Annotated in this window: 13 protein-coding genes; 2 read left to right on the top strand and 11 right to left on the bottom strand. The window is 64.7% G+C overall.

Annotated features, from left to right (window positions below):
• Positions 1 to 18: 18 nt before the first annotated feature.
• The 6 genes from Q7O19_RS08490 to Q7O19_RS08465 form a co-directional block, all read right to left on the bottom strand.
• On the bottom strand, positions 19 to 333 hold the full coding sequence (locus Q7O19_RS08490) for a phosphoribosyl-ATP diphosphatase (RefSeq protein WP_303782617.1): 315 nt from the start codon (positions 331 to 333) through the stop codon (positions 19 to 21).
• The gene (hisF, locus tag Q7O19_RS08485) at positions 320 to 1099 is read right to left on the bottom strand and encodes an imidazole glycerol phosphate synthase subunit HisF (protein ID WP_303809907.1); all 780 of its coding nucleotides are present in this window, start codon (positions 1097 to 1099) and stop codon (positions 320 to 322) included. The genes Q7O19_RS08490 and hisF overlap by 14 nt, the downstream gene beginning before the upstream one ends.
• Positions 1096 to 1815: a 1-(5-phosphoribosyl)-5-[(5-phosphoribosylamino)methylideneamino]imidazole-4-carboxamide isomerase gene (gene hisA, locus Q7O19_RS08480; RefSeq protein WP_303809906.1), complete on the bottom strand. Its 720-nt coding sequence runs from the start codon at positions 1813 to 1815 to the stop codon at positions 1096 to 1098. The genes hisF and hisA overlap by 4 nt, the downstream gene beginning before the upstream one ends.
• Entirely contained in the window at positions 1812 to 2420 is a 609-nt protein-coding gene (gene hisH / locus Q7O19_RS08475) for an imidazole glycerol phosphate synthase subunit HisH (RefSeq protein WP_303809905.1), read from the bottom strand. Before hisH ends, hisA begins: the two co-directional genes overlap by 4 nt.
• The gene (gene hisB / locus Q7O19_RS08470; RefSeq protein ID WP_303809903.1) at positions 2413 to 3015 is read right to left on the bottom strand and encodes an imidazoleglycerol-phosphate dehydratase HisB; all 603 of its coding nucleotides are present in this window, start codon (positions 3013 to 3015) and stop codon (positions 2413 to 2415) included. Before hisB ends, hisH begins: the two co-directional genes overlap by 8 nt.
• 83 nt (positions 3016 to 3098) lie before the next feature.
• Entirely contained in the window at positions 3099 to 4256 is a 1158-nt protein-coding gene (locus tag Q7O19_RS08465; protein ID WP_303809901.1) for a hypothetical protein, read from the bottom strand.
• Positions 4257 to 4365: 109 nt separating this feature from the next.
• Between Q7O19_RS08465 and hslV the strand changes: the two genes are divergently transcribed.
• Both hslV and hslU read left to right on the top strand, forming a co-directional pair.
• On the top strand, positions 4366 to 4914 hold the full coding sequence (hslV, locus tag Q7O19_RS08460) for an ATP-dependent protease subunit HslV (RefSeq protein ID WP_303809900.1): 549 nt from the start codon (positions 4366 to 4368) through the stop codon (positions 4912 to 4914).
• Positions 4911 to 6209: an ATP-dependent protease ATPase subunit HslU gene (gene hslU, locus Q7O19_RS08455; RefSeq protein ID WP_303809898.1), complete on the top strand. Its 1299-nt coding sequence runs from the start codon at positions 4911 to 4913 to the stop codon at positions 6207 to 6209. The genes hslV and hslU overlap by 4 nt, the downstream gene beginning before the upstream one ends.
• Before the next feature lie 58 nt (positions 6210 to 6267).
• Here the strand turns inward: hslU and topA are convergent, their stop codons facing one another.
• The 5 genes from topA to Q7O19_RS08430 form a co-directional block, all read right to left on the bottom strand.
• Positions 6268 to 8853, bottom strand: coding sequence for a type I DNA topoisomerase (gene topA / locus Q7O19_RS08450; protein ID WP_303809896.1), 2586 nt, complete (start codon positions 8851 to 8853; stop codon positions 6268 to 6270).
• A 303-nt stretch (positions 8854 to 9156) separates the two neighbouring features.
• Entirely contained in the window at positions 9157 to 10329 is a 1173-nt protein-coding gene (locus Q7O19_RS08445) for a fumarylacetoacetate hydrolase family protein (protein WP_303809894.1), read from the bottom strand.
• Between the two features lie 8 nt (positions 10330 to 10337).
• Positions 10338 to 11111 (bottom strand): DAPG hydrolase family protein, encoded by a 774-nt coding sequence (locus Q7O19_RS08440; protein ID WP_303809892.1) that lies wholly within the window; start codon positions 11109 to 11111, stop codon positions 10338 to 10340.
• An 86-nt stretch (positions 11112 to 11197) separates the two neighbouring features.
• Positions 11198 to 12541: an FAD-binding oxidoreductase gene (locus Q7O19_RS08435; protein WP_303809891.1), complete on the bottom strand. Its 1344-nt coding sequence runs from the start codon at positions 12539 to 12541 to the stop codon at positions 11198 to 11200.
• Positions 12538 to 12764: hypothetical protein (locus Q7O19_RS08430; RefSeq protein WP_303809890.1), on the bottom strand; the 227-nt coding region annotated here is incomplete at its 5' end. The genes Q7O19_RS08435 and Q7O19_RS08430, both read right to left, overlap by 4 nt.

Raw genomic sequence — 12764 nt, 5'->3', positions numbered from 1 at the left:
TGCCCGCCGGAGGCCCCCTTAAGTCGACCTCTTGGCCTTTTCCTCGATACCCGAAACCCCTTCGCGGCGCTCAAGTTCGGCGCGCACATCGTCGAACGACAGGCCGGCATCGGCCAGCAGCACGGCCAGGTGGAACATCAGGTCGGCGCTTTCGCTCACCAATCCGGCCTTATCGTCGCTGATCGCGGCGATCACCACTTCCACGGCTTCCTCGCCGAGTTTCTGGGCCATCTTGGGGCGGCCCTTGGCGGTGAGCTTCGCCACGTACGACGTCGCCGGATCGCCGCTGCGCCGTTCGATGATGGTGGCCAGCAAGTGATCAAAGCGCTCCATGAAACACCTCCCGCACCGGCAGCCCGGCGTCTGCCAGCGCCGCGCGCGCCTGGGCCACGGTCACTTCGCCGAAATGGAAGATGGAAGCGGCCAACACAGCCGAAGCATGGCCGTCGCGCACGCCGCTGACAAGATCGGCGACGCCGCCCACCCCGCCCGAGGCCACCACCGGCACCGGCACTGCATCGGAAATTATCCGGGTCAGCGCCAGATCGTAACCGGCCTTGGTGCCGTCGCGGTCCATCGAGGTGAGCAGGATTTCGCCGGCGCCCAGACGCGCGGCTTCGATGGCATAAGCCACCGCGTCGATGCCGGTCGCCTTGCGGCCACCGTGGGTGAAGATTTCCCATCTGCCTAGGCCGACGGCCTTGGCATCGACCGCCACCACCACGCATTGTTCGCCGAACCGCATGGCAAGTTCGCCGATCAGGGCGGGGCGGGCGACGGCGGCGCTGTTCACCGCCACCTTGTCCGCGCCGGCCAGCAGCAGCGCGCGCGCATCCTCAACCGAACGCACCCCGCCACCGACGGTGAGCGGCATGAAGCACTGATCGGCGGTGCGCTCGACGATATCGAGCAATGTGCCGCGGTTTTCGTGGCTGGCGGTGATGTCGAGGAAGCAGAGTTCGTCGGCGCCTGCCGCATCATAGGCGGCGGCGGCCTGCACCGGATCGCCGGCATCACGCAGCGCGACGAAGTTGACCCCCTTGACCACGCGGCCATTGGCGACATCGAGGCAGGGGATGATGCGGACGGCGAGCGTCATGCCGCGACCCTGATCGCCTCGGCCAGATCAAGCCGGCCATCATAGAGCGCGCGGCCGGTGATCACGCCTTCGATGCCGGGCTTGCCAATCAGCGCGTGGATATCGGCGATGGAGGCCACACCCCCGGACGCGATAACCGGCAGCGAGGTTGCGGCCGCCAAGGCCACGGTCGCTTCGACATTGACGCCCTTGAGCATGCCATCACGGCCAACATCGGTGAACAGCACGGCGGCGACGCCGGCATCCTCGAAGCGCTTGGCCAGATCGGCCACCGGGAGGGTGGAGACATCCGCCCAGCCGCGTGTGGCCACCATGCCCTCGCGGGCATCCACGGCAACGACGATCCGCCCCGGATGATCGGCGGCGAGCCCCTGCACCAGATCGGGATTTTCCAGCGCGGCGGTGCCCATCACCACGCGCCACACGCCAGCCGCCAGCCAGCCTTCCACATGCGCCGCTGTGCGGATGCCGCCGCCGACCTGCACCCTGCCGCCGCCAAAGCCGAACAGGGCCGCCTTCACGCCGGCCGCATTGCGGGAATCGCCCGCAAACGCACCATCCAGATCGACAACATGCAGATGCGTCGCGCCCGCGGCGCGGAACAGTGCCGCCTGCGCCGAAGAGTCGTCAGCATAAACCGTGGCGCGGTTCATGTCGCCTTCCGCCAGCCGCACGCACTGGCCGCCCTTCAGATCGATGGCGGGGAAAATGATCATGACTTCAGCCAATTGGAGAGGAACGCCAACCCGTAAGCCTGGCTCTTTTCCGGGTGGAACTGCACGCCGGTGATGTGCCCGCGCTTGACGATGGCGGCAAAGCGCCCGCCGTGATCGGTCACCGCCTGCACATCGGCCGGATCGTCGGGCGTGAAGGCGAAAGAGTGCACGAAATAGGCATTGCCCGACGGCACATCAGCGCCGTTCACTGCGTCCACCCGGTTCCAGCCCATGTGCGGAATCTTCAGTGTCGGGTCCGAAGGCGTAAGCCGCTCGACTTTGCCCGGCAGCCAACCCAGGCCCTTGTGAACGCCATGCTCATGGCCTTCGCTGGCCAACAACTGCATGCCAACGCAAATGCCGAGGAACGGCACGCCGCGCCCGTTCACCGCCTCGTTCAGCGCCGCTTCGATGCCGGACTTCTCGCGCAGCTGGCCGATGCACTGAGCAAAGGCGCCCACGCCCGGCAACATAATGCGCGCCGCCCCAGCAATTACCGCCGGATCATCGGTAACGATCACGCGCGCACCCGCCCGTTCCAGCGCCCGCGCCGCAGAGCGCAAATTGCCGGCCCCATAATCAACCAGCGCAACCGTGTCAGGCACCGCCAAGCGTACCCTTGGTCGACGGGATCGCATCGCTCTTGCGCGGATCGATCGCCACCGCCGCCCGCAACGCCCGCGCCACGCCCTTGAAGCAGCTTTCGCCGATGTGGTGATTGTTCACGCCATACAGCGTCTCGATGTGCAGCGTGATGCCCGCACTCCCGGCAAAGGCCGCGAAGAATTCCTTGAACATCTCGGTATCCAGCGTGCCCAGCTTGGGCTGGCTGAACGATGTGCGCCACACCAGGTAGGGCCGCCCCGAAATGTCGAGCGCGACACGGGTGAGCGTTTCGTCCATCGGGATCAGCGCATCGCCATAGCGCGTGATGCCGCGGCGATCGCCCAGCGCCTTGGCCACGGCTTCACCCAGCGCGATCCCGGTATCTTCCGTGGTGTGGTGGCCATCGATGTGCAGATCGCCCGTGGTCTTCACGGTCAGATCGATCAGGCTGTGCCGCGACAGCTGTTCCAGCATGTGATCGAGGAAACCGATGCCGGTCGACACGTCGTACGTGCCGCTGCCGTCGAGGTTCACATGCACCTCGACCTGGGTTTCCTTGGTCACGCGGGAAATGCTTGCCCTGCGCGCTGTCATAAGCCTGCTCCTTAGGGGGTGTGCCTAGAGCAAAGCGGCATCGGCAGCAAGTTTGCCCGCCTGCATGCGTCGGCCCGCCGCCCCTAACCCGCCTGCGTCGTTTGCCGTTCTACCCGCGCGGCCTCGTCCTTCTGCGACATGGTGGAGCGCAGCTTGATGAGGTTGGAAAGGGTGGCGTACCAGAAGGGCGCACCCAGCGAGAGCAATGAAATCGACAGGCTTATGCCGAGCAGTTGCAGCAGCAGCGCAAAGCTGAACGGCTGCCAGCGGCTGGCCCAGGCGTCCAGATCGTGCAGCCACGAGACGAGTTCCAGCCTGGTCGCCTCGGCCAGCCCCATGCAATCGGCATAGGCATCAAGGCCACGCGCGGCGCCGGGGGTGGCGAGGTGGGTGCGGGCGCAGGCCAATGCCTGCGCTTCGTTCACGGTCCCGCCGGCGGGCGGCGGCGCGAACTGGCCCTTTTCCATCGCGCTCACCGCCGAAGCCACCACCTTGTCGCGCAGCGCGCTATCAGCGTTCAGCCGCGCCATCAGCGCGAACGTATCCAGATGCAGCACCACCACCAGCGCGATGCTGAACACCGCTGTCCAAATCCGCACGCGCGCGGTGTAGGCGGCGTCCACCCGATCGATGGTCTGATCGAACCAGCCGACCAGTTTGGCCATGAAATCCTTGCCCGGCCCGGCCATGAACGCCTCGAGAATGGCCTTGCTGGCGCGCTGGCTGCTCGACCAGTCGGGATATTGCAGTTCCAGATTGGCGATGCGGGTGCGGATCCGCAGCAGCAGGTCCTTGGGGTCAGTCAGGTCCAGCTTGGCCAGCATCGCCTTGATCTCGGAACGGGCGTCCTTCACCGCCTGCAACTCATCGGGCTTGTCATCCTGCGCCATGAAATCCAGAAGCAGCCGCACGAATTCCTCGCGCTGCACCACCCCACTGAGCGCGCGTGGCACCTCCTTGCCGTCCTGCGGCTTGATGATCCACGTGTAGGGCGGGCTGCGCGGCGGGGAAAGCAGCGGATCGCGCAGAATATGATCGACAATCACCTTGGCGTGGCTTTCCAGCCCCGGCAGCACCCGCACCATCAGATCGATCAGGCCGCGCTCCAGCGCCTCGCCCTTTAAATTGCGCATGTAGACCGGCACGGCCTGCACCATCGCCGTCACCGCCAGGCTGATCAGCAGCATGGTGAAAGCGAACCCGATCATCACATCAAGATAATGCAGCACGATCATGCCCACGAGGCGACGCCGGCATGATAACCCAGTTTGCTGCCAAGGTCGCGTCCCAAGCTGCCCCCTTTTACTCTGCGGCACGAAGCCTACATGGAGAGACACGAAAGGGCCCCTGATGAGCGAACTTCCCCAATTTCATGGCACCACCATCGTTTCCGTCCGCAAGGGCGGGCAGGTTGTCGTTGCTGGCGATGGCCAGGTGACAATGGGGCAAACGGTGATGAAGCCCAACGCCAAGAAAGTGCGTCGGCTCGGCCCCAAGGGCGAGGTGATCGGCGGGTTTGCCGGCGCCACCGCCGACGCCTTCACCCTGTTCGAACGGCTGGAAGCCAAGCTGGAACGCCACCCCGGCCAGTTGATGCGTGCCGCGGTGGAACTGGCCAAAGATTGGCGCAGCGATCGCTATCTGCGCCGGTTGGAAGCGATGATGATCGTGGCCGATGCCACCGTGACACTGGTCATCACCGGCAACGGCGACGTGCTGGAACCGATGGGCGGTATCGCAGCCATCGGTTCGGGCGGGAATTTCGCGCTGGCCGCCGCCCGCGCGCTGGCCGATTCCGATCACAGCGCCGAAACCATCGCGCGGCGCGCCATGAAGGTTGCGGCCGACCTGTGCGTTTACACCAACGAAGAACTGACCTTGGAGGCCATCGAACTGTGAGCGCCGATCTGACCCCCCGCGAGATCGTCGCCGCACTCGATCGCCACATCATCGGGCAGGACGATGCCAAGCGCGCCGTCGCCGTGGCCCTGCGCAACCGCTGGCGCCGGCAGCAATTGCCCGACGATCTGCGCGACGAAGTGGTGCCCAAGAACATCCTGATGATCGGCCCCACTGGCTGCGGCAAGACCGAGATCAGCCGGCGGCTGGCCCGGCTGGCCAGTGCGCCCTTCATCAAGGTGGAAGCCACCAAGTTCACCGAGGTTGGCTATGTTGGCCGGGATGTCGATTCGATCATCCGCGATCTGGTGGAGGAATCGATACGCCTCGTCCGCGAAGCCCGCCGCAGCGCCGTGAAGGACAAGGCAGAAGACGCCGCACTCGCCCGCTTGCTCGACGCGCTGGTGGGCAAGGATGCCAGCGAAGCCACACGCCTCGCCTTCCGCCAGCGCTTCGAAGCCGGCGATCTGAAGGGCCGTGAGATCGAGATCGAAGTGGCCGAAACCCCGCCCAGCTTCGAAATGCCCGGCATGCAGCCCGGCCAGGTTGGCATGATCAACCTTTCGGACATGATGGCCAAGGCGATGGGCGGCCGCACCAAGCGCCGCAAGATGAAGGTGGATGCCGCCTGGGAGGCGCTGCTGGCCGAAGAGTCGGACAAGCGCCTCGATGATGAGGAGATCCAGCGCGAAGCCGTGCGCAACGCCGAAGCCAACGGCATCGTGTTCCTGGATGAGGTCGACAAGATCGCGGTGAGTGACGTGCGCGGCGGCAGCGTCTCCCGCGAAGGCGTGCAGCGCGACCTGCTCCCCCTGATCGAAGGCGCCACGGTCGCCACCAAATACGGCCCGGTGAAGACGGACCATGTGCTGTTCATCGCATCCGGCGCTTTCCACGTCGCCAAGCCCAGCGACCTGCTGCCCGAACTGCAAGGCCGCCTGCCCATCCGGGTCGAGCTGAAAGGCCTGACCGAAGACGACTTCCGCCGCATCCTCTCCGACACCGATGCCAGCCTGATCCGCCAATATGCCGCCCTGCTCGCCACCGAAGGCGTGACGCTGACCATCACGCCCGACGGCATCGACGCCATCGCCCGAACCGCCGCCCAGGTGAACGAAAGCGTGGAAAACATCGGCGCCCGCCGCCTGCACACGGTGATGGAAAAACTGCTGGAAAGCGTCAGCTTCGACGCCAGCGAACGCGGCGGCGACACGGTGACAGTGGACGCAGCGATGGTGACCCGCGAACTCGGCGATATCGCGGGGAACCGGGATTTGTCGAAGTATATCTTGTAAGAAGAAGGGGTTGCCTCCGGCGGGCAGGGGCTCAGCCCCTGCCCGCCGGAGGCAAAACTTACTCGGCCTTCTTCTTCGCCGGCGCTTTCTTCTTCGCCGCCGGCTTCTTGGCCGCTGCCTTCTTCGGGGCCGCCTTCTTCGCCGGGGCCTTCTTGCCCTTCTTCGACGGGCCAGCGGCGGCGCGGGCGGCGAGCAGGGCGATGGCTTTGTCCAGCGTCACCGCTGTTGGCTCCGCACCCTTGGGCACGTTGGCGTTGGTGGTGCCATCGGTGATGTAGGGCCCGTAACGCCCGGCCAGCACCCGCACCGCTGCGCCGGATTCCGGATGCGCGCCCAGTTCGGCCAGCGCGATCGCCACGCCGCGTTGCGGGCGGCCGCCGGCCGCCTTGGCGGCGGCCGCCTCCGCCAATTTCACCACGGCGGCGTTCATGCCGGTTTCAAACACTTCGGCCGTGTTGGACAGCCGGCCATAGGCGCCATTGTGCGCCAGATACGGGCCATAGCGGCCGATGCTCGCCGTGATCGGTTCCCCGGTTTCCGGATGCGGCCCGATGGTGCGCGGCAGGTTGAGCAGCTTGATCGCCCACTCGATATCCTCTGGCCCGGTGATGCTCACATCCTTGGGGATGGAGGCCCGCGCCGGCTTTTCGCCTTCACCGCGCTGCACGAACCGCCCAAAACGGCCCGTCCGCACGCTGATCGCCTCGCCCGTCACCGGATCATTGCCCAGTTCCTGCGGGCCATCGTTCGCCCCGCCTTCGCTGGCAAACGGCCGCGTGTATTTGCATTCGGGGTAATTGGAGCAGGCCACAAACGCCCCGAACCGCCCGGTTTTCAGCGAAAGCCGGCCCGCGCCGCACTTCGGGCACACGCGCGGATCGACCCCGTCGCCCTTGTCGGGGAACAGGAACGGCGCCAGATATTCGTCCAGCGCGGCGGTCACGTCCGAAGGCCGCTGCTCCATGATTTCGGCGGTTTTCGGGTGGAAATCCGCCCAGAACGCCCGCAGCAATTCCAGGTAGCTGGCATCACCGGCCGACACATCATCCAGCTGGCTTTCCAGGTCGGCGGTGAAATCATATTCGACATAACGCGTGAAGAATCGCTCCAGGAACGCCGTGACCAGCCGGCCCTTTTCCTCGGCAAAGAAGCGATTCTTCTCCACCCGCACATAGGCACGGTCGCGCAACGTCTGCAGGGTGCTGGCATAGGTGGAAGGCCGCCCGATGCCGAGCTCCTCCAGCTTCTTCACCAGCGTGGCTTCCGAAAACCGCGCGGGCGGCTCGGTAAAGCTCTGGATCGCCTCCACGGTTTTGGACGCACAGCGATCCCCGCCGGCCAGGCGCGGCAGGCGGGCACCGTCTTCATCGTCTTCCGCCGGCTCATCACGGCCTTCGGTGTAGAGCACCAAAAACCCCGGCGTGATCACCACCTGGCCGGTCGCTTTCAGGCCGTGGCGGCCATCATCGTCAAACATGTCGACCGTGGTGCGCTCCAGCCGGGCGCTGGCCATCTGGCTCGCCACCGTGCGGTTCCAGATCAGCGCATACAACCGATCCGCATCGGTATCGGCGCGCCCGGGGCGGCGCGAGAAATCCGTCGGGCGAATCGCCTCGTGCGCTTCCTGGGCGTTCTTTGCCTTGGTGGCATAGAATCGCGGCTTCTCCGGCAGCACGTCGGGCTTGCTGCCATAATCGCGGGCGATCATGTCGCGCACGGCGGCCATGGCGTCGCCGGCGATCTGCACGCCATCGGTCCGCATGTAGGTGATGTGGCCATCTTCATACAGGCTCTGCGCAACCCGCATGGTGTGGCTGGCACTGAAGCCCAACCGGCGCGATGCTTCCTGTTGCAGGGTCGATGTGGTGAACGGCGGAGCCGGGTTGCGGCTCACAGGTTTGGTCTCCACCGTCCGCACGGTAAAGCCTTTGTTCTCAATGGCTTCCCGCGCAGCATTGGCTGCAACATTGTCCAGATCAAACTGCGCCAGTTTCTTGCCATCCAGCACTGCGAGGCGCGCCTTGAAGGTGGCGCCATTGGGGGCAATCATCTCGGCTTCCACGCGCCAATATTCGCGCGCCTTGTGCGCTTCGATCTCGCGCTCGCGTTCCACCACCAGGCGCAGCGCCACCGATTGCACGCGGCCCGCGCTCTTGGCACCGGGCAGCTTGCGCCACAGCACCGGCGAAAGCGTGAAGCCCACCAGATAATCCAGCGCGCGCCGCGCCAGATAGGCATCGATCAACGGCTGATCGAGATCGCGCGGCGCCTGCATGGCCTTGGTGACAGCGGCCTTGGTGATTTCATTGAACGTCACCCGGCTCGCCCCACCCTTGGGCAGCGCGCGCTTGTCTTTCAGCCATTCCAGCAAATGCCAGCTGATCGCCTCCCCCTCGCGATCAGGATCGGTCGCCAGGATCACACTGTCCGCCCGCTTCGCCGCCTCGCGAATGGCGGCGAGCTGCTTGGAACGGTCCGCCGAAACCTCCCACGCCATGGCGAAATCCTGGGCGGGGTCCACCGAGCCGTCGCGGGCCGGCAGATCGCGCACATGGCCAAAGCTGGCCAGCACCTCATAGTTGCTGCCGAGATATTTGTTGATGGTCTTCGCCTTGGCCGGCGATTCAACGATAACGAGTTGCATTAGAGTCCCTCACGTATACGCGCGAGGGTGGGGTGGCGGAGCGAGGGGCGTCAAGGGGTGCGGGGTCGCAGGGTGGCGGACAACGGCTTCTGGGCCGGAAGCGGAATGGCAGTTTTCGGCCGCACTGCCGAAAAACTGCCTTTCATTGCCACCAGGAACCAAAGGCTGCTTCCGATCCAATTGTCGTCGTTCGCCGCCCCGCCTGCGAGCGACTGCTTCGGAGAATTCGGGTCATTCCAATCAACCTGCTCAATTAGAATTCAGGAGCTAACGCCTCCGGCAATCCCGGCGCGGTTCACGGCGCTATTCGATGCGGTTCTCGATCGTACCCATTTGATCCACACGGATTGCCACGACATCGCCCGGCTGTAGATAGCCGCCAGAGGCGCGGTCATCCGTGATTGTCCGCTCGATGATCGCGGAAACCGGACTGCCTTGGCCGAACTTCGCCACCCAATCGAACGCACCACGCACGAACGTCGCTGGACCCGGGCCCAGGAAGACCGTCCCTGCCGGTGTTCCCGCCAGAACCAGCGTGCGATCGGGCAGGACACCATCCGTGTTGACTGGAAGTTGCGCGCTTCCTTCACGCCAGGTCCAACTGACGCCGCTTCTCTTGGCTGTTTCGAGCAGCAAACGGTCAAGATCCCAAATCCAACTGGTTACACGGGTGTGCTGCCGCTCCTCGCCATTGACGGAGAGATGCAGCTCAAGCGGCTCGACAAAGGCCTTGAGGTCGCGCGGCACGACAAACAGCTCCCCGACAGGCAAGAAACCGGCCCCGCTCTTGCCATCGGTAAAGCCCTTGCCTGATGCGATGTCGCCAATGTCGGCGCCGCGTAGCAGCGCTGCGCGATCAGTAACATCGTTGCACAGGATCAATCCGCCCTTGGCGCCAGCTTTGGCAGGCAATGCCGAAAGTGTGACGAGGCAAAGCTCAACCTCATAATCGAGCAGGCCTTTGCTTGCCAGAATCGCGGCGCGTGACGAAGTTGGCTGGGCAACCTTCGCAAACATGAAGGGTCCGCCCTCCACCTTGGCTTCATCGGCATGCTCGGGATAATTCGTGGCCACGGCAGCGTGCAAAGCGCGCAAATTGACCGGTACGGCGAGGGTTGCGGCATCAAGGCTAACGCTGATCTTTGCCGAGGCAACGAACGTGGTGAGCGCATCATAGCCGAGGCGGTTATACGCTGCGATCGCATCTTCCCCGGGCAGCAATAGCGGCGCCAGGTCGACACCAGTCACAACGCCATCCTGATAGCGGGTGACGACAATGGTCTGCGCGGCGACGCCCCGGCCAGACCGGGCGAAGGTCAGAGCCTTGTCCGTCGGCGCTATGGCAATCGTCGCCCGCAGCGGCGTAGCCGGGGCAGGCCGAACCGATACGCGCACTTGTTGTGGTCGGAGCCCGACAAAAGCCGCCACCGCTATGGCAAGCAAAAGCCCGATAGCTGCGAAAGAAATGACGCGCATAGCCGGACCTATAGTATTTGGGGAGCGATGCCGGCATCGGCCCCACCACAATGGCTGAATTCACCATGCAATGCCGGCAAAAAACCTGCCAGATGCGGCATTTCTTCCGCGCAATGAACCAGTAGCGCGCGTGCATCGTTTTCGGTCAGCCGCTGCACCAGCCTGGCGATCGGCACCGCCAGACTGCCCACCAAATTGCGCCCGGCGACGTGGCGTCCCCCCATCCAGAAGCGCGAGCGCATCTCGCTCCCACCGGGAACGGCGCGAACATGATGGGCCAAATAGCCGATATCGATCGGAGCATCGCCAAGCCCGATGCGGGCGCAAACAATGGTCGCCTGGCGATCATCTTCGAGGCTGCGATCGCTGAACCCTAGCGACGCGGGCGGCACAAAGCGGATAGCGCCGCGGATCAGCGTGCTGCTGATATACTCGTCGACTATTGAAGTCTGGCCAACATAAAGCGCGCGGCCGGTCGTACCGGAAGGCGGCGTCTCGCGCCAACCGACGTGAACATGCGCCTGCGGATGCCAGAGCTTGTATTTTGCAGGCGTGTCGCCATGCCAACCGAACCACCAGTCGATCATGGCCGGGGTCACGCCGGGCATGGCGGTGCGCACGCTCACTCGCATCCCGCCGTCAGGCAAGAGGACATAGCCATCCTCAAGCACGTCGCCGCCGCCGAACAGATTCTCCGCCGCATCCTCAAACCCGGGCAGCAGCGGCGCCGGCACACCGCCGCGATCTAGCGCTGCGGTGACATATGGCGCCACCGGCGCCATATGAGGATTGAAAAAGTGCGCAAAGGATTGGGCAGTGTCGGCGGCTTGATAGCCCAGATAGCGCCCGGCGATCGGTTTGCTGCTCTTCATGGAACGCACCCCATATAGGGATTGAAGAGCCCGTCCGGGTCGTAGCGCACGCGCAGCGCGTCCAGACGGGCGAGATTGGCCGGCGCCATGAACGGCGCCGGGCGGCGACCGAGATTTTCATCGGCCAGCTGGATGCCGACGCTGTGGTCCTGCATGGCGCGCATATGATCTGTCGCCCAGCTTTCATCGGCCGGATTTGTCGTCGCGTTGCGCAGCCCGCCGTAAAGCGCGAGATAAGTTCGCGCTTCGAGCGAGAAGGCCATGTCGGGGCGTGTCGCTGGGCCATTCCAGTTGAGCCAGAGCACATGACTGGGGGACGCCGGCTGCGTGTCGGCAATCCGTCGCATCGCCGGCAACAATGGGTCGACCGGCGTGTTCATCCACATGCTGTCGGCCGTCCAGCGCGTGTTGGGCAGGAACAGGGTGTTTTCGCCGCCCTTCATCATCATGTTCAGCGAGACTGGCAGCAGCGGCAAGGTGAAACTTGCAAGCTTGCGGATCGGGCTGTTGTCGATGAATGCCACCGCCGCGCGCGCCTCGGCCCAGCTGTTGGCGAGAACCGGCGTCAAGACCTGGACGCCGTGCGCAAAGATGCCCATCGCCTTGCGATCGAGGACGAGCTGAAATTCGGCGTTGGGGGCCACCGACGGCCCGACGCGATCCGCCCACGCCATCACGGCTTCAAGGTGGCGGATGCGGAAGACCTGCACCTTCATGCCGACGAATTTCGGGCGCGCCTGAAGCTTCAGATGAAACCGCACAACGACGCCGAAAAAGCCGGGGCCGGCCCCACGCGCGGCCCAGAGCAGTTCGGGATTTTCGGTTTCGCTGGCATGGACCAGGGTGCCATCGGCAAGAACGACGTCGATGCCGGTAACGCTTTGGCAGGCCATTCCGGATGCGCGGCTATTCCAGCCAAAGCCGCCCTGCAACAGAAAGCCGCCCATCCCGACCGTATAGGCATGCGCCACCGGGAAAAAGAGATTACGCTTGGAAAGGGCGCCGTTGAGATCGCCGGCGAGACAGCCTGGGCCGATCACTGCCGTGCCATCGGCGGCGTTGATGGCGATGCTGTTGAGGCGCGACAAATCGAGCATCATGCCGCCGTCGCGAATATGGTTCTGCGCCCAGCTGTGTCCGCCCGAACAGAGGCCGATGGTCAGGCCGTGGTCTTTCGCTTGCCGAACGGCAGCCACAACACCGGTGTCGTCACTGGCCTGGACAATGAGCGCCGGGCGGCGGCCCGGGTCCTGCGCGTTGAAACTGGTGCCAAGTAGCGCCGCATCAAAGTCTGCCTCGCCCTTTGCGATGATCCGGCCCTTGCCGGCACTTCGCTTCATGGAACTGAGCCAGCAGGAGGCCTGATCGGCGGCAGCGCCAGCCAGCGCATCGGCAATGCTGGGGTGAGCGGAAATGGAATCGGTTCATGGCCCAGTGCTGCCGCGACAGCCGGATCAAGCCCGAGCAGTTCGAGCAAACGCGTCGTTGCAGCTTCGATGGCAGTCAACGGCAAGATGCCTCGATGCAGGTCGAGCGCGAGGCCGCTGATCGCTCCAGAAACCA

It is taken from the genome of Sandarakinorhabdus limnophila DSM 17366 (assembly GCF_945882885.1).
GTDB lineage: Bacteria > Pseudomonadota > Alphaproteobacteria > Sphingomonadales > Sphingomonadaceae > Sandarakinorhabdus > Sandarakinorhabdus limnophila_A.
This window is presented reverse-complemented; position numbering and strand designations above follow the sequence as displayed.